Source organism: Actinoplanes sp. NPDC020271 (genome assembly GCF_044388125.1).
Taxonomy (GTDB): domain Bacteria; phylum Actinomycetota; class Actinomycetes; order Mycobacteriales; family Micromonosporaceae; genus Actinoplanes.
The window spans coordinates 217031-233510 of the sequence record NZ_JBIRWQ010000007.1 but is presented as its reverse complement, the minus strand read 5'-3'; the positions used below and the strand labels follow the sequence as shown (position 1 = coordinate 233510).

The 16480-nt window shown below is 71.5% G+C and carries 19 protein-coding genes; 9 read left to right on the top strand and 10 right to left on the bottom strand.

The features are described 5' to 3' along the window. Nucleotides 1-3: 3 nt before the first annotated feature. Nucleotides 4-510, top strand: coding sequence for a hypothetical protein (locus tag ACH442_RS18435; protein WP_396339223.1), 507 nt, complete (start codon nt 4-6; stop codon nt 508-510). Here ACH442_RS18435 and ACH442_RS18430 read toward each other — a convergent pair. After that, on the bottom strand, nt 507-1337 hold the full coding sequence (locus ACH442_RS18430; RefSeq protein ID WP_396339222.1) for an enoyl-CoA hydratase-related protein: 831 nt from the start codon (nt 1335-1337) through the stop codon (nt 507-509). The two genes, ACH442_RS18435 and ACH442_RS18430, sit on opposite strands and share 4 nt — an antisense overlap. Continuing rightward, nucleotides 1334-2131, bottom strand: a complete 798-nt coding sequence (locus ACH442_RS18425; RefSeq protein ID WP_396339221.1) for a PaaX family transcriptional regulator C-terminal domain-containing protein — start codon at nt 2129-2131, stop codon at nt 1334-1336. Before ACH442_RS18425 ends, ACH442_RS18430 begins: the two co-directional genes overlap by 4 nt. Nucleotides 2132-2404: 273 nt before the next feature. Here ACH442_RS18425 and ACH442_RS18420 point away from each other — a divergent pair, with 273 nt between their 5' ends. Then, on the top strand, nt 2405-2572 hold the full coding sequence (locus tag ACH442_RS18420) for a DUF3117 domain-containing protein (RefSeq protein WP_014694782.1): 168 nt from the start codon (nt 2405-2407) through the stop codon (nt 2570-2572). 77 nt (nt 2573-2649) lie between these two features. Further along, on the top strand, nt 2650-4053 hold the full coding sequence (locus tag ACH442_RS18415; protein WP_396339220.1) for a leucyl aminopeptidase family protein: 1404 nt from the start codon (nt 2650-2652) through the stop codon (nt 4051-4053). Between the two features lie 184 nt (nt 4054-4237). On the opposite strand, the gene ACH442_RS18410 is transcribed toward ACH442_RS18415, so the two are convergent. Continuing rightward, on the bottom strand, nt 4238-4849 hold the full coding sequence (locus tag ACH442_RS18410; RefSeq protein ID WP_396339219.1) for an O-methyltransferase: 612 nt from the start codon (nt 4847-4849) through the stop codon (nt 4238-4240). 250 nt (nt 4850-5099) lie between these two features. Between ACH442_RS18410 and ACH442_RS18405 the strand changes: the two genes are divergently transcribed. Both ACH442_RS18405 and ACH442_RS18400 read left to right on the top strand, forming a co-directional pair. Further along, nucleotides 5100-6365: a S1C family serine protease gene (locus tag ACH442_RS18405; protein ID WP_396339218.1), complete on the top strand. Its 1266-nt coding sequence runs from the start codon at nt 5100-5102 to the stop codon at nt 6363-6365. Between the two features lie 69 nt (nt 6366-6434). Further along, nucleotides 6435-6890, top strand: a complete 456-nt coding sequence (locus tag ACH442_RS18400; RefSeq protein WP_396339217.1) for a preprotein translocase subunit TatB — start codon at nt 6435-6437, stop codon at nt 6888-6890. Nucleotides 6891-7078: 188 nt separating this feature from the next. On the opposite strand, the gene ACH442_RS18395 is transcribed toward ACH442_RS18400, so the two are convergent. Genes ACH442_RS18395 through ACH442_RS18385 form a run of 3 tightly spaced genes read right to left on the bottom strand, consistent with a single transcriptional unit; the run spans nt 7079 to nt 10044 of the window. Continuing rightward, on the bottom strand, nt 7079-8227 hold the full coding sequence (locus ACH442_RS18395; RefSeq protein ID WP_396339216.1) for an Mrp/NBP35 family ATP-binding protein: 1149 nt from the start codon (nt 8225-8227) through the stop codon (nt 7079-7081). Between the two features lie 21 nt (nt 8228-8248). Next, nucleotides 8249-8722, bottom strand: a complete 474-nt coding sequence (locus tag ACH442_RS18390) for a DUF1003 domain-containing protein (RefSeq protein WP_396339375.1) — start codon at nt 8720-8722, stop codon at nt 8249-8251. Nucleotides 8723-8769: 47 nt separating this feature from the next. Continuing rightward, a complete protein-coding gene (locus ACH442_RS18385) occupies nt 8770-10044 on the bottom strand; it encodes a magnesium transporter MgtE N-terminal domain-containing protein (RefSeq protein ID WP_396339215.1) in 1275 nt (424 codons plus the stop codon). Between the two features lie 27 nt (nt 10045-10071). Between ACH442_RS18385 and ACH442_RS18380 the strand changes: the two genes are divergently transcribed. Continuing rightward, the gene (locus ACH442_RS18380) at nt 10072-10947 is read left to right on the top strand and encodes a PhzF family phenazine biosynthesis protein (protein WP_396339214.1); all 876 of its coding nucleotides are present in this window, start codon (nt 10072-10074) and stop codon (nt 10945-10947) included. Between the two features lie 283 nt (nt 10948-11230). Here ACH442_RS18380 and ACH442_RS18375 read toward each other — a convergent pair whose 3' ends face one another. Continuing rightward, nucleotides 11231-11731 carry a hypothetical protein gene (locus tag ACH442_RS18375; RefSeq protein ID WP_396339374.1) on the bottom strand — a complete coding sequence of 167 codons (501 nt, stop codon included), beginning with the start codon at nt 11729-11731 and terminating at the stop codon, nt 11231-11233. A 5-nt stretch (nt 11732-11736) separates the two neighbouring features. Next, nucleotides 11737-12435, bottom strand: a complete 699-nt coding sequence (locus ACH442_RS18370; RefSeq protein WP_396339213.1) for an HAD family hydrolase — start codon at nt 12433-12435, stop codon at nt 11737-11739. A 134-nt stretch (nt 12436-12569) separates the two neighbouring features. Here ACH442_RS18370 and ACH442_RS18365 point away from each other — a divergent pair, with 134 nt between their 5' ends. From ACH442_RS18365 to ACH442_RS18355, 3 genes are all read left to right on the top strand, one after another. Then, on the top strand, nt 12570-13505 hold the full coding sequence (locus tag ACH442_RS18365) for a DMT family transporter (protein WP_396339212.1): 936 nt from the start codon (nt 12570-12572) through the stop codon (nt 13503-13505). Between the two features lie 216 nt (nt 13506-13721). Then, nucleotides 13722-14366, top strand: a complete 645-nt coding sequence (locus ACH442_RS18360; protein WP_396339211.1) for a hypothetical protein — start codon at nt 13722-13724, stop codon at nt 14364-14366. 134 nt (nt 14367-14500) lie between these two features. After that, entirely contained in the window at nt 14501-15436 is a 936-nt protein-coding gene (locus ACH442_RS18355; RefSeq protein ID WP_396339210.1) for an SDR family NAD(P)-dependent oxidoreductase, read from the top strand. Between the two features lie 311 nt (nt 15437-15747). Here the strand turns inward: ACH442_RS18355 and ACH442_RS18350 are convergent, their stop codons facing one another. Together ACH442_RS18350 and ACH442_RS18345 are read right to left on the bottom strand one after the other, a co-directional pair. Further along, the gene (locus ACH442_RS18350; protein WP_396339209.1) at nt 15748-16155 is read right to left on the bottom strand and encodes a CoA-binding protein; all 408 of its coding nucleotides are present in this window, start codon (nt 16153-16155) and stop codon (nt 15748-15750) included. Nucleotides 16156-16193: 38 nt separating this feature from the next. Continuing rightward, the coding region (locus ACH442_RS18345; protein WP_396339208.1) for a hypothetical protein at nt 16194-16480 on the bottom strand (287 nt) is incomplete at its 5' end.

Genomic DNA, 16480 nt, shown 5'->3' with positions numbered 1-16480 from the left:
GCCATGGCGCAATGGTCGGTGGTCATCCCAACGGAGCAGTGGGCGACGGAACGTTTGTTCCAGCAGGACGTCGTGGTGGTGCGGGGCGGCCCGGCCGGCCTTGCCCCGGGCGATGAGGTGCTGCTGGTCGCCGACGAGCACGTGGTGGCGCTGGCCCGGGTCGAGAAGGCCGGGGAGTACGCGGCTCTGGCATATCTGCGGCGGGCCTTCGACGAGCCGGTTCCCGCCGCGGAGCTGACCGGCGGCCCGGTCGCCGAGGCCGACTTCCGGCGTGTCGCCGAGCGGCTCGGTCAGGCCCCCGCGAAGCGGAACTGGCTGGTCAGCGTGGCGATGCCGATCGAGGCGCCGACCCCGGCCGAAGCTGTCCGGCAGTTCTGGTCGCACGTGAACGAGCTCGGCCCGCGCGAACTCCCGACCTACGTCTGGCCGTCCGGCGACGAGCTGGCGATGCAGGCCTTCGTCCTCGGGGTCGAGGCGAACCAGGACCCCGAGGAGGAGGACGAGGACTAGCGGCCCTCGTAAACCGGCTTCTGCTTGTTCACGAACGCGGTCACGGCGTTGCGGTGGTCGGCCGTGGCGCCGCAGATCGACTGTGCCTGCGCCTCGGCGGCCAGCGCGTCGGAGAGCGTCCCGGCGTCCCCGATCGACAGCTCCCGCTTGATCGCGCCGTAAGCCACGGTCGGCCCCGCCGCGAGCCGCGCGGCCAGCTCCTGCGCGGCCGGCAGCACCTGCTCGTCGTCCTCGAGAAGGCGGGAGAGCATGCCGATCTCGTACGCCCTCTGCGCCTTCACCGGCTCGGCCAGCAGCAGCAGTTCGACCGCCCGGGCGTGCCCGACGATCCGCGGCAGCGACCAGGAGATGCCGCTGTCCCCGGCCAGGCCGACGTTCGCGAACGCCATCAGGAACTTGGTGGCCGGGCCACCGATCCGGAAGTCGGCGAGCAGCGCCAGGGACGCGCCCGCGCCGGCCGCCATCCCGCGCACCGCGGCGACCACCGGTTTCGGCATGCTGGCCAGCCGCTGGGCGATCGGGTTGTAGTGCACCCGGACGGTGTCCAGGTCGGTGCTCGTCTCCAGCAGGGTCGCATGCTCGCGCAGGTCCTGCCCGCCGCAGAACGCGTTCCCGGCGCCGGCCAGGACGATCGCCCGGCAGGACCGGTCGGTCTCCAGCTGGGCCAGGGTGTCCCGGAGGGCCTCCTTCAGGTCCACGGTGAAGGAGTTCATCGCGTCGGGGCGGTTCAGGGTCAGTGTGACGACCGCGTCAGTGCGGTCGACGAGCAGACAGTCGGTCTTCAGCCCGCTTTCGGGTGACGGGTGGGGTGGTCGGATGGCGGTCATTGGCCGAATCTACCTTTGTCGTGCAGGCACCGTTCGACGTAGCGATCGGACGCCGGGCGCAACCGGGCGGCGTGCTTGTCGAAGAAGGCGGCCGCGCGCAGCCCCGGCCAGCCGGGCGGCAACAGGGCCGCGGGCAGCTGCGGGTCCTGGAAGAGGAACGAGCGCCACGCGTGCACCAGGCGGAACCTTGCCGCGTACGCCTCCTCGTCCGAGCTGCGCGCGGTGACCGCCTTGACCACGGGCCGCAGCGAGTCCTCGAACTCCTGGTAGGAACGCCCGATCCGGTCGAGGTCCCAGGCCCGTCCGACGATCCCGCTCGCTCCCGCCGAGCCGGCCGTGTGCGCGGCGCTGAACCGGTCGTACTTGGCACCGGCCTCCTCGAGCACCGCCTCCAGCTCGTCCGACGCGCGCGGGGCGACCCACACCTGGTCGCTGAGTGGCCCGTACCCGAGAAACGCCAGCCGTTCCGCCTCCCGCCGGGCCAGCGGCGGCTGGTGCAACGTGATCAGGTCGAAGCGGCCGTCCCAGCCGCCGCGACCGGTTCGGTACACCCGCGCGGCGGCCTCGTCCAGCCGGCGCGCCGCCCGGGGAGTGAGCAGATAGCCCGGTCCGGAGGCCAGGCGCAGCGGATGCAGCCAGCCTTGTCGCACCATTCGCGACACCGCTGTACGGACTGCCGGAGCGGCGATGTCCAGCGGAGCGAGCAGTCGTACGAGGGCGGCGACCGGTGCTCGGGAGCCCCGGGTGCGCAGGTAGTCGCCGTACAGGTCGAAGAGTGCGGACCGCGCCTGCATGACCGCACATTGTGACAGCCCAAAAGACGATATGCTAGATGCTGTCACATCCGCCCGGGCTGGGTTTGGGTTCGCCGGTGTTCATCAGGGAAAATGTTTGATCGGCACGGTGGGCCGCAACGCGTGGAAGCGTGAAACGGCCTGTACGGCCGCCGGTCGGAAACGAGCACCGCGTCATGTGGGGCTGAGCACGTGACGTGGCTGCTGGCATTCCAGGAGCAAGTGGCTGTGGGGCAACCCACCGACCCTGACGTAGGTCTGAGGGGAGACAAAATGGCGGCGATGAAGCCGCGGACGGGCGATGGTCCGCTGGAGGTCACCAAGGAGGGGCGTGGCATCGTCATGCGCGTCCCGCTGGAAGGTGGTGGCCGTCTCGTCGTGGAGATGACCCCGGACGAGGCCAGCGCGCTGGGTGACGCGTTGAAGTCGATCGCCGGCTGACGTTTCACGCGAGCCCGCCGGTACGGTACCGCCCGTACCGGCGGGCTTTCCACGTCTTACGGAAAGGTCATCCTCCCGTGTTCCCAATCGGGTTGACTGAAGCGCTCGACGAGCAGCGCACCTGGATCGTCCCGGCCGGAGCGGTCCTGCCGGGCGACATCGGCGCCGAGATCACGGCGCTGTCCGCACCGGACAAACCCGGCGAGATCACCGTTCTGCCGCGCCCGCTGCGCCGCCCGTCCCGGGTGATCGTGGCCGGGACCGGTGACGGTGATGAGGCCGCCTGGCGTGTCGCCGGAGCGGCGATCGTGCGCGCGCTCGACGACGACGAGCACGCCCGGATCGCCATCCCGGACGGCACCTCCGAGGACGCCGTGCGCGGCCTCGCCGAGGGCCTGTGGCTGGCCGGCTACCGCTATCGGGACGCGCCCGAGCCGCCCCGGTCCGGGCGGATCGATCTGGTCGGAGCCGATCATCCGGCGTACGCCCGGGCCCTCGCCCAGGCGCACGCGACCGCGACCGCCACCTGGCTGGCGCGCGACCTCACCAACACTCCGTCGTCGGTCAAGAACCCGGCGTGGTTCGCGGACCAGGTCGTCGCCGAGGCCGCGACCCGCCCTGGCATGACCGTGACCGTGCTCGCCGGCGACCAGCTGGAACGGTTCGGCGGCCTGCGGGCGGTCGGGGCCGGCTCGGTCTCGCCGCCGCGCTTCGTCGAGCTGTCCTGGACGCCGTCCGGGGTGACCTCGCCGCGGCACGTGGTCCTGGTCGGCAAGGGCATCACGTTCGACACCGGCGGCATCTCGATCAAGCCGCGCGACGGCATGAAGCTGATGAAGAAGGACATGGGCGGGGCGGCCGCCGTCATCGCCGCCACCCTCGCCGCAGCCGATCTTCAATTGCCGGTACGGGTCACCGCGCTGGCCCCGCTCGCCGAGAACGCGATCGGCGGGTCGGCGTTCCGTCCCGGTGACGTGATCACCCACTACGACGGGTCGACCAGCGAAAACACCAACTCCGACGCCGAGGGCCGGATCGTGCTGGCCGACGCGCTCGCCTACGCGGCCGATCGCCTCCAGCCCGACCTGGTGCTCAACCTGGCCACGCTGACCGGGGCGAACGCGGTCGCGCTGGGCAAACGCACCGCCGCCCTCTACAGCCCGGACGACGAACTCGCCGCGGCGCTCGCCGCGGCCGGTGACGCGGCCGGCGAGAAGATGTGGCGGCTTCCGCTGCCCGGCGACTACGTGGAGTACCTGCGCAGCGACATCGCCGACCGGGTCAGCGCCCCGCAGGGCCCCGGTTCGGTGATGGCGGCGCTGTTCCTGCGCGACTTCTTCGGCGACGCCACCTGGGCCCACCTGGACATGTCAGCGCCGTCCTGGGCCGAGGCCCCCGACGCCGAACTCACCAAGGGCGCCACCGGCTGGGGCGCCCGCACCCTGATCCGCTACCTGTCGACGCTTCCGGGCCAGTCGTAGCACCGGGGCCGGAAGCCCGTCCACGTTTCCGGGGACACGGAGTCACGTGCGTTGCGCGCTGCGCCCGTCGTTGTCGAGGGCTCCGACAACGGCAAGGCGAAGCCGTAGTCGTTGTCGGAGCCCTCGACAACGACTTCAAGGGGCGCAGCGCCCGCCGAGCGAAGCGAGGCCATCAAACACAGCGTCAGCTCCGCTTCACGGCAGTCAGCAGGCCGGCGCCGGAGGAGATGACCGCGGGGATCCACTCCTCGGACTCGCGGATCGCCTTCACCGTCTCCCGCACGGTCAGCGTGTCCACGTCACGGGCGGCCGGGTCGTTGATCCGGCCGCCGGCGTGCACCCCGTTCACGATCAGCACGCCGCCGGGCCGCAGCAGCCGCAGCGCCGCCTCGGTGCACGCGGCGAACTCGGTGGTGTCGGCGTCCACGAAGATCAGGTCGTAGGCCCCGTCGGCGAGCCGGGGCAGCACGTCCAGCGACCGGCCGCTGATGATCCGGGTGCGCGACGGCGCGAAGCCGGCCTCGGCGAACACCCGTCGGGCGATCCGCTGGTGCTCGTGCTCGACGTCGATGGTGGTCAGCACCCCGTCCGCGCGCATGCCGCGGAGCAGCCAGACGCCGCTCACGCCGGTGCCGGTGCCGATCTCGACGACGGCTTTGGCGTTGCCGGCCGCGGCGAGCAGGCGCAGGACCGAACCGGCGCCGGGGGAGACGCACGGCAGGCCGAGCTCGTGCGCCAGGGAGCGGGCGGTCTGCAGGATCGGGTCCTCGGCCGCGTACGTCTCGGCGAACGGCATGGAGTGGCCCGGTTGCTGGCCGAAGGAGCGGGCGGCGGGACCGATGATGACGAACCTCCGTGCTGCGCGAGGGGGATGTGCCGGGCACATCGGATAAGAGAGTAGAGCGACGGTCACCCGTGATGCACGGTGCTGTCGATGGATAAACCGGCCACTCGTCGCGCCGGGGCTTCGGCTGGACGGCGCGGCACTCCGAATCCGTGTCATCCTGGATGCGGCGAGCGGGCGAACGACGACTGGAGGCCCTGACGTGACCGACGGCGGGAACTGGCGCCGGCCACCCACGGCGCCGTCTGTGCCCGGCGGGCATCAGCAGTCGCCCGGGTCACCCTGGTGGACCGACGCGCTCAACGATCCGTGGCGCGACCCGCAGGCCCCGTCCGCGGTGGTGCTGCCACCGCCGGTGCCGACCGGGGGTCCCGCTCTCGATCCCGTTCCGGATCCGGACGCGCCGCGTCGGTCGTACACCCCAATTCTTTTGATCTGCCTGCTCACTGCCCTGTTGGCCGGTGGCATCGGCGGGACACTGGGCTTCGTCTTCGCGGTCCGCGGGGGCTATGTCGGGGGCTCCGGCACCCAGCTCGGCGCCTCCGGGCAGCAGGCGCCGGCCGCCGTCGACCGCGATCCCGAGTCGTTCGCCGGGGTGACGAAAAAGGTGCAGCCCAGCGTCGTCACCGTCCACGTGACCGGCGCGATCGGGTCCGGTTTCGTGGTCTCCGCGGACGGTTACGTGATCACCAACGACCACGTGGTGGACGGCGCCGGCGACACCATGAGCGTCTCGTTCAGCGACGGTTCGACCGCCCCGGCCAAGCTCGTCGGCCGGGCCCAGGAGTCGGACATCGCGGTGATCAAAGTCGCAAAATCCAACCTGCCCGCAATCGAGTTCGGCGATTCCGACGCGATTGCTGTCGGTGACCCGGTGCTCGCGTTCGGTTCCCCGCTCGCGCTGGAGAACACTGTGACCGCCGGCATCGTCAGCGCGCTGGACCGCACGATCGAGGCCGGCGAGTCCGGCGGCACCACGCGGTACTACGCGGCCATCCAGACCGACGCCGCGGTCAACCAGGGCAACTCCGGCGGCCCGCTGGTGAACGCGGCCGGCCAGGTCATCGGGGTGAACTCGGTGATCCGGTCGGTCGGCGGGGCCGACACCGAGGCCGGCAACATCGGTCTCGCCTTCGCCATCCCGATCAACCAGGCCAAACGCATCGCGCAGGACATCATCGACACCGGCAAGGCCCGGCGCACGGTGATCGGCGCCGAGGTGACCACCGGCGGCAGCAGCGCTTCCGGCGCTCGGCTGCGCTCGGTCGAGCCGGCCGGTCCGGCCGCGGCCGCCGGGCTGAAAGGCGGTGACGTGCTCACCAAGATCAACGGGCATCCGCTGCAGGACGGCACCGACCTGATCGCCCTCGTCCGGAAGTATGCGCCCGGCGCGACCGTCGCGGTGGAGTACAAGCGCGGCACCAAGACCGCCTCCGCCTCCGTGACACTCGCCGCAGACACCAACTAACAGCTCTGTGGGGTGTTGGTCGGCAGGGCGCGTGCGTACGCTTGCTCCCGGACGCTTGGGAGGCCGTCAGTGTTCGAGAATCTGAACTGGTGGGAGATCGGCGCGCTGCTGCTGCTGGCGCTGCTGATCTTCGGGGAACGTCTGCCGAAAGTCATCGGCGACGGTCTGAAGATGGTGCGCGGCCTGCGCGCCATGGCACAGAACGCGACCTCTGACCTGAGCCGTGAGCTGGGCACCGACATCCAGCTCGAGGATCTGCATCCGAAGGCGTTCATCCGCAAGCACATCCTCAGCGAGGACGAGGAGCATGCGCTGCGCAAGCCGCTGCAGAGCCTCTTCGACGACGTGAAGCAGGATCTGAACGGGGTGAAGGGCGACCTCGACGGCGTCAAGTCACACCTGAACGAGACAGCGGCCGACCTGAAGAGCGCGACCAGCCGGTCATCGGCGGCGGCGCCGGTCGAGCCGGCCGCGGCCCCGCCGGCGATCCACCCGGCCCAGCGCTTCGATCTCGACGCCACCTGACAAGGCCGCGGCCGGCGCTCAGCACTCGCCGCATACGTCGCGGCCGGCGCTGAGCGCTCGCCGCATACGTCGCGGCCTTGGCTGGCTCTCAGGGGTGCCTCGCACCCGTCGAGACGCCGCTGAGAACCAGCCCGAACTGAAAAGGCGCGCCGCTTCGCGAGAAGCGGCGCGCCTTCCTGCTTACGCGATCAGCCTCGCTTGGCGTTCACCATCAGGCCGAGCGGCTTGCCGACCAGGGACTCGCGGCGGACAGCCAGCTTGTCGGCCACCCCGTCCAGCGCCTTCGCGGCCGGCGCCTCCGGGTCGGCCAGCACGATCGGGGTCCCGGCGTCGCCGGCCTCACGCACCCGCGTGTCCAGCGGGATCTGCCCGAGCAGCGGCACCCGCGCCCCGACGGTCTGGGTCAGCGACTCGGCCACGGTCTGGCCACCGCCGGCGCCGAAGACCTCCATGCGGGACCCGTCCGGCAACTCCAGCCAGGACATGTTCTCCACGACGCCGACCAGGCGCTGATGGGTCTGCAGGGCGATCGCGCCGGCCCGCTCGGCCACCTCGGCGGCCGCCATCTGCGGGGTGGTGACGACCAGGATCTCCGCGTTCGGCAGGAGCTGGGCGAGGGAGATCGCCACGTCGCCGGTGCCCGGGGGCAGGTCGAGCAGCAGCACGTCCAGGTCGCCCCAGTAGACGTCGGCGAGGAACTGCTGCAGCGCGCGGTGCAGCATCGGCCCGCGCCAGACGACCGCGGCGTTGCCGGCCGTGAACATGCCGATCGAGATCACTTTCACGCCGTGCGACTGCGGCGGCATGATCATGTCCTCGACGCGGGTGGGCTTGCCGTCCACCCCGAGCATCCGGGGCACCGAGTGGCCGTAGATGTCCGCGTCGACCACGCCGACCGACAGGCCGCGCTTGGCCAGGGCGGCGGCCAGGTTCACCGTCACGCTGGACTTGCCGACGCCGCCCTTGCCGCTGGCCACCGCGTACACCCGGGTGCGGGAGCCGGGCTGGGCGAACGGGATGACCGGCTCGGCCGCACCCCCGCCACGCAGCGTGGTCTGCAGCGTCTTGCGCTGCTCCTCGTTCATCACCCCGAAGTTGATCTCGACGCCGGTGATCCCGGGGATCTTCGTGACCGCGGCGGTGATGTCGGAGTTCAGCTTGTCCCGCAGGGGGCAGCCGGCGACGGTGAGCAGCAGGTCGACCTTGACCAGGCCGTCCTGCACGGTGAAGCCCGAGACCATGCCGAGGTCGGTGATCGGGCGGCGGATCTCGGGGTCGTCGACGGTCGCCAGAGCAGCCTGGATGGCGTCCTCGAGGGTGGAAGCGGGTGCGGACATGCTGCCCATGCTACGTCGGGGTCAGGAGTGGTCCTCGTCCCACTCCATACGGGCCCGCTTCTCGCGGCGGTGCGCGGCCTCGTCGAGTTCGTCAGCCAGGCGAGCCAGCTCAGAACGTATGAAATCCCTGGTGGCGACCTCGCCCAGAGCGATGCGCAACGAGGCGATCTCCCGGGTGAGGTATTCGGTGTCGGCCTTCTGCAGGGCCGCCCGGCGTCGATCCTCGTCCATGGCCAGCCGGTCCCGGTCGGTCTGCCGGTTCTGCGCCAGCAGGATCAGCGGCGCGGCATACGACGCCTGCAGCGACAGGATCAACGTGAGGAACGTGAACGTGTACGGGTCGAACCGCAACCGGTCCGGTGCGAGCGTGTTCCACGCGAACCAGGCGCCGATGACGATCGTCATGTAGACGATGAACTTCGCCGTCCCCATGTACCGCGCGATGCTTTCCGACCAGCGGCCGAACGCCTCCGGATCGAACTTGGGCAGCTGCATCCGCCCCGACTCGCGAGGCTGGTCCAGCCGATCCCGGCGTGGCTCGCTCACGGGGTCTCCTCGTCGTCGTGGGCGTCCCGGTCACGCCAGTCCCGCGGCAGCGAGTGGTCCAGCACGTCGTCGACGGTGACCGCGCCCAGCAGCCGGTGCGTGCTGTCGACCACCGGCATGGCGACCAGGTCGTACGTCGCCATCCGCCGGGTGATCTCGGGAAGCCCGATGTCCGGTCGCAGCGGCTCGATCCCGCTGTCGACCAGCCCGCCGACGATCGAGGACGGTGGCTCCCGCAGCAGGCGCTGGAAGTGGACCATCCCCAGATACTTCCCGGTGGGGGTGGCGCTCGGGGCGCGGGCGACGAAGACCTGCGCGGCCACCACCGGCGACAGTTCCGGCTCGCGGATCCGGGCCAGGGCCTCGGCGACCGTCGCGTCCGGCGTGAGGATCACCGGCTCCGAGGTCATCACGCTGCCCGCGGTGCCCGGCCGGTAGCTCATCAGCTGCCGGACCGGTGCGGCCTCCTCCGGCTCCATCAGGTCCAGCAGCACCGCCTGCTCGGTCTTCGGCAGCTCGGCGAGCAGGTCGGCGGCGTCGTCCGGGTCCATCCGCTCCAGCACGTCGGCGGCGCGTTCCCGGTCCAGCCGGACCAGGATCTCCACCTGGTCGTGCTCGGGCAGCTCCTCCAGCACGTCGGCGAGCCGGCGGTCGTCGAGCGCGACGGCCACCTCGTTGCGCCGCGCGTCCGGCAGATCCTGCAACGCGTTCGCCATGTCGGCCGGGCGCATCTGCTCCAGCAGGGCGATCAGGTTCGACGTGCCCTGCGTGTCAGTCGGGCCGATCAGGCTGCGCACCCGGTCGAACTCCACCTGGTAGACGTGACCGCGACGGGTCAGCCGCCCGGTGTGCTCGCGGACCGCGACCCGGGTGACCGCCCACTCGGTGTTCCGGTTCAACTCCATGCCGATGTCCAGGACGATGCCGTGATGCTCCTGGCCGCCGGGCTGCTCCGGCTCGACGACGACCCGGCGATCCAGCAGATCCTCCAGGACGAGCAACTCGTTCGGCCGCTTTTCGAACCGGCGCAGATTCAACGACCCGGTGCCGAGCACCACCGACTCCGCGTCCATCCCGGTGATCCGGCCGATCGGCAGGAAGATCCGGCGGCGCAGCGCCATCTCCGCCACCAGGCCGACGACCTGCGGCGGCCGGTTCGTGGTGCGCAGCCGGACGACCGCGTCCCGCACCCGCCCGACCCGGTCGCCGTTGGGGTCGAACACCGGCAGACCGGCCAGGCGGGCCAGATAAACCCTCGTCCCCATGGTCACAGCCCAACATTAGGTTAGGGTCCGGGCATGTCCACCGTGGCCTACGAGATCGTCGACGTGTTCACGGATCGGCCCTTCGCCGGCAATCCACTCGCCGTGGTCCTCGGCGCCGAGCATCTCGACACCGCACAGATGCAGACGCTGGCCCGCGAGTTCAACCTGGCCGAGACCACGTTCGTGCTGCCGGCGACGGATCCCGCCGCGACGTACCGGATAAGGATCTTCACCGCCTCCACGGAACTGCCGTTCGCCGGTCACCCCAGCGTCGGCACCGCCGTGACTCTGATGCGGCAGGGCCTTTTCGGACCGGGACGCGTGGTGCAGGAGTGCGGCGCGGGGCTGCTGCCACTCGACGTGACCGCCGCGGGCTCGGCGACGCTCACCGGAGCCACGCCGCGGCTCGGCGACCCGGTCCGGCTGGACGCACTGTTGGAGATCACCGGCCTGACGGCCGGCGCCGCCGCTGGTGGAGACCGTGCTGCGCCCCGCACGGCCGGCTGTGGTCTCGATTGGGACTTCTTCCCGGTACGTCGTTCCGCCCTCGCCGCCGTCCAGCTCGACCATCAGGCCGCCGCGCGGCACGGAGTGACCGGCCTCAGCATCTTCTCCTGGGACCACGGGGTCGCGCACGCCCGCGTCTTCGTGCCCGGCGACGCGGTGTGGGAGGACCCGGCAACCGGCTCGGCCGCGCTCGGCCTCGGCGTGTGGCTGGTCGGCGCCGGCTGGCTGCCCGGCGACGGCACGTCGTCGTTCCGCGTCCACCAGGGCGCCGAGATGAAACGGCCGTCGGTGCTGGACTGCACGGTCACCGCCGAGGCAGGAGCCGCCACGTCGGCCACGGTGACCGGCCACGTCTACCCGGTGGCGACCGGCAAGATCGCCGTCCCCCCGTTCATCGGCTGAATACTCCCCACCCACCACCGGGGGGCGTGCCCAGTGCCATTGTCGCGCGGCGCGCCCGGGTCGCGCTGAAGCCCTGTGGACAACCCGGAACTGTGGATAGCTCCCAGCCGCCTTTCCGCTGGTCAGCGCCGAGCGGCCCGACTAGGTGCTGGACGGGCCGCGGGTAAGCGGACGGAGCGGTTCGCCGACTGCCGCTGATCGGGGCGGGCGGCGCTGTCGTTCAGCGGGCGTGGCGCAGGCGGAGCGGCCGCCGCCGGTCAGCGGAGCGGCTCACGGCCGTGGATCAGCGCCGAGCGACCCGATGCAACCGGAATGGCTTGCGCGTCTCGACCCGGGCCGGCGTCTCCCGCGGCGTCGCCGATCCCGCCTCATCACCCAGGGCCGCCCCGGAGACCAGCGTCTCCTCGCTCGGTGTGATCCGCAGCAGCGCGCAGTCCGCGGCCACCCAGCGGGCCACCAGTTCGTCCGCGCTGCCCGGCGCGTTCAGCCGTTTCCCGGCGAGTTGCGGGGCGAGTTCGGCCCATTCCTCGCTGTTCGGGTCGAGGCGGGTGACGACGGCCCCGGTCGTCACGATCAGGCCGCCGTGGTCGCCGCGCAGCCGGACGGTGGCCTCCCGGGCCTCGGCCAGGCCGGGCGCGAACTGCTCGCCGGGCCCGGTGATGACGGCCAGCGAGGTGTCGACCGGCATGCACCACAGCGCGTACGCCGGCCCGTCGCCCACCGAGATCCAGGCGACGGCCGCTTTCTTGATCGCCTCGTCCAGCACACCGGTCACGGAAGTGATGCTAGTCAGACCAGGACCGGAGTGTGGTCCAGGAGTGCGAGCACTTCGGTGAGCGACCGCACCGTACGCCCGGCGAAGTTCGTGTCGGCGTCGAAGACCAGATGGTTCGCGAGGTCGCGGGCGGCGAGCCGGACCGGGGTCATGCCGACCGCGGCGGCGCCGGTCAGCTCGTGGCTGCCTCCGTCGCCGACGTAGAGGCAGTCCTGCGGGGCGACGTCCAGCGCGTCGCAGGCGGCCAGGTAGATCTTCGGGTCCGGCTTGCAGACGCCGAGCTCGACCGAGAAGATCTGGGCGTCCAGCAACGGCGCCACCGGGAGCCCGGGCAGGAAGGCGGGAAGCTCGTGGGTGCAGTCGCTGATCAGCGCCGTGCGCAGGCCGCGGCGGCGGATCGCTCGGAGCGCGTCGACCGCGTCCGGCCGCAGCTGGGTGTCGGCGCGCAGCGCGTCGACCCGGGCCGGTGTCGCGGCGCGGATGGCGCCCGGTCGCGGGCGGCCACCGGCCTGTTCGATCACCCAGCGCAGGGTCGCCTCGGCGGAGCCGTAACGTCCGCAGGCCCGGGCCCGGAACGTCCGGTCCAGCACGCCCCGCACCGCTTCCGGGTCGGCGCCGAGCGAGCGGGCGATGTCGGCGTGCTGTGGACCACGCTGAACCGAGCGGGTGAGAGTGCCGAAGAAGTCGAACACCACCGCACGGTATGCGGGCATGGAAATCGGCCTCCAAGGCATCGAGGGGTAGAAATCGGCGTAGAGCCGTCGGTGACTGTAGCGACTCCGTCACTGTCCGCCAACCGACAGTGGCAAACCTCCCTGCGCGAACGTGCAAGAAATGACGGCCGGTGATGAATATGCGCTCATCAGGGCAACCGATCGCCCCGCTGACGGTGTTGGCGCTGGTGGTGGCGGTGCTCGCGGTCTCCTCGTCGGGGCCGCTGATCGCGTTCGCGTCAGCTCCGGCGCTGGCGGTCGCGTTCTGGCGCAACGGGCTCGCGTCGGTGGCGCTGACACCGGTCGCGCTCGGCCCGCGCCGCGCCGAGGTGCGCGACGCGATCCGCGGCTCCAAGCGCCGGGCCGGGGTGTTCTGCCTGCTGGCCGGGCTGGCGCTGGCCGCGCACTTCGCCACGTGGATGCCGAGCGTCCAGCTGGGCACGGTCGCCACCTCGACCGCGCTGGTCGCGACGCAGCCGGTGTGGCAGGGGCTGATCGCGGCCTGGCAGGGGCGACGGCCGTCGGCGACGGGGTGGGCCGGCATCGTGCTCGCGGTCGCCGGTGCCGCCTGGGCGACCGGGGCTGATGTCGGCGTCTCCGGGCAGGCCGTCCTCGCCGACGTGCTGGCGGTGCTCGGCGCGATCTTCGCCGCGGTCTACACGGCGCTGGGCGAGCAGGCGCGCTCGGCGCTGAGCACGACGACGTACACCTGGATCTGTTATGGGGTTTGTGCGGTGCTCCTGGTGATCGTCTGTCTCGTGGGTGGCATTCGATTGAGTGGGTACGACGGCAGAACCTGGGCAGCAATCCTGGCGCTGGTCGCGGGTGCGCAGCTGCTGGGGCATTCGATGTTCAACTACGCGCTGCAGCACACCACGGCGACCACGGTCAGCGTCCTGATCCTGCTCGAGGTCCCGGGTGCGGCGCTGCTGGCCCGGCTGTGGCTGGGCCAGTCCCCACGACCCGGCGCGTTGCCCGGGCTCGCCCTGCTCATGGCCGGTGTGGCCGTCGTCGTGCTCGGTGCCGCCCGGGCGAACCGGCGTGCGGTCGCGCCCTCGCTCGCCGACTGAGCGGGGCTCGTGCCGTACCCCCGAAGGGTTTTGATCGGCCGAATCGGCCCGGGCGGGCCCGCGGACCGGGAGCGTCATCCTTGCCGTCTGTTTTGCGGCTTTCGGCGAGGTTTCGGCCGTGACCGGTAGACCCGACCCGGTCGTTGCACCTTCGGCCGGCCTGTACGTCGGCGGGGTGGCGGGGCCGCGACGGGCGCGGTAAGGAGGAGGGATGCGATGCATCGGGTACGGCTCGGCCGGCTGCTCCTCGCCGGAGTGCTCATGATCAGTGGCTGTGGCGAGTTCGAAAGCGCTGACCAGCCGGACCCACCCGGCGCGGCGGGCGGCTGGCGGACGGCCGGATGCCAGTTCAGCCGCGCGGCGGAGTTCGTCGAGCGCGGCGGCTTCCGGATGCCGGTCACGCCGGCGTCGCTGGCCGCCGCGATGGAACGGATCGAACAGGGCGGCCGCCTGCGTTTTCCGGACAGTTTCGCCGGGATCGAGGTGGACCAGCAGCGCGTACGGGCGATCGTGTACCGCGTGCCGACGGCCTCCACCGAGTTCGACGACTTCATCCGCGAGACCGCCGAGAGCAACTGTGTCGTCGTGCGCGACGCCGCGCACGCCGTCGCGGAACTCGGCGACTGGCACGACCGGGTCGTCGCCGATCTCGCCTTCTGGACGGTCCGAGGTGTGCGCATCGTCACGGTCGGCAGCCGCCACGACGGCGCCGGCCTGGAGATCGGCACCCGCGACCTGGCGAAAGCCCGCGCGGAGATGCCGGCCCACTACGGCGGTGACGCGCCACTGATCTTCGTCGAGCAGGGCCCGGCCACGCCGCTCACCGACGCCTGGGTGGTAATGCCCGAACACGACGACTGAATTTCCGGCGTGTCGGAAAAACCTGTCCGGGATACTCAGGGTGCAGGTCGGGCCTTCCGCGCGACCGGGGCGCCGGGTGCGCCACGGTGACGCGGATGTTTGCCCCGGTTGACGGGAGCAGGCAGGATCGCCGCATGGTCTTCGACGCCCGCTCCACCGGCGGCAGCCCTTCGCGGCGTGACGCCACCCGTCCGGCCGACGGCCGGCCACCCCGGTCCGGTGTGCCCGGCAGTGAACCCGACCGCCCGGTCGAGATCACACCCGAGGTGGTCGAGGCGGAATTCGAGGAAGCGAGTGCGGAGGCCGCGGTGACACTGCGTCTGGACGGAAAGGTCGCGCTGGTCACCGGCGCGGGCAGCCCCGACGGGATCGGGTACGCGACCGCCCGCCGGCTGCGTGACCTCGGCGCGCGGGTGGCGATCGTCTCCACCACCCGGCGCATCCACGAACGGGCGTCCGAGCTCGGCATCACCGGGTTCGTGGCCGACCTGACCGACGAGTCCGAGGTGGGCGCGCTCGCCGACGCCATCACCGACCAGCTCGGCGACGTCGAGGTCCTGGTCAACAACGCCGGCCTGGCCAGCCGGGCCAGCCCCGAGGTGCTCCGCCCGGTCGCCCAGCTCACCCTCGACGAGTGGAAAGCGGAAATCGACCGGAACCTGAGCACCGCGTTCCTGTGCAGCCGGGCGTTCGTCGGCGGCATGTCCGAACGCGGCTGGGGCCGGATCGTCAACCTCGCCGCCACCGCCGGGCCGGTCAACGCGTTGCCGACGGAAGCCGCCTACGCCGCGGCCAAGGCCGGTGTCGTGGGGCTGACCAGGGCGCTCGCCATGGAGCTGGTCGCCGACGGGGTGAACGTGAACTGTGTCGCCCCGGGCACGATCTACACCGCGGCGTCCACGGTCACAGAGATCAAACAAGGCTTGGGTACGCCGATAGGGCGCCCCGGCACACCCGACGAGGTGGCGGCGGCGGTGGCGTTCCTGTGTTCGCCGGCCGCGTCGTACATCACCGGCCAGATGCTGGTCGTCGACGGCGGCAACAGCGTCCGAGAGGCCCAGTTCCGCTGACCCTTCGACCCCGCCCGTCCCGGCCCCGCATCAGCCCGGTTGTCGGTGAGCCGGCCCCTCGTCAAGCCATGTCGCGTGGCCGGCTGGCGCTCAGTGCTGTTTCGGCTCGCCGTTCTCAGCTCTGACTGCCAGCCGGTGGCGGCCGGCCGGCACCCCGGCGTGGCTCCGGCCTGCTGATTCCAGCGCTCAGTGCCGGCTGACCGCCGGCGGCCGGCAGTCAGAGCTGCTCCGGCCTGCTGATTCCAGCCCTCAGTGCGGCTGACCGCCACCAGTTGGCGGCCGGGACTGTCACCACGCCGGGGCGATGATTGTCAGGCGCGTTTGGTCAGGCTGTTGACGGCTCGTTCGACGGCGAGGCAGCGATCCTCGACGTAGTCGATGCCGGCCTCCACAGCGATCTGCCGCGCCTCGGCCGAGACGATCCCGCTCTGCAGCCAGACGGCCGGTGCACCGATTGCCACGGCTTGGCGGACCACGTCGGCGGCGTCCCGGGCCGGGCGGAAGATGTTCACCAGGTCGACGGGCTCCGGCAGGTCGGCCAGCGTGGGCACGGTCTTCACCCCGAACACCTCGTCGACGAACGGGTTCACCGGGATGATCCGCCACCCGTGCCGAAGGATCTGCAAGGGCACGGTGTGCGCCGCCTTGGACGGGTCCCGGGAGGCGCCGACCACCGCGATCACGTTTGCTTCCGCCAGGATCTGCCGAGCGCTACGCATGCTTCCGACTCTATCCACGCACTTCTCAACACCACCCCCTAGCCGATCTCTTCCACCGGCCGCTGCAATCGGTGGACAGAAAAACCAAGCGCGGCGGTCGCACCGGGCAGCGGCGCCGGACAGCGCGAGTGGCGGCCAGGCACGGCGCTGCTTTCCGCTGGGCAGCGGCGCCGGACACCGCGAGTGCGGCCAGGCGCGGCGCTGCCTTTCCGCTGGGCGGCGCCGGACACCGCGAGTGCGGCCAGGCGCGGCGTTGCTTTCCGCTGGGCGGCGGCGCCGGACACCGCGAGTGCGGCCAGGCGCGGCGTTGCTTTCCGCTGGGCGG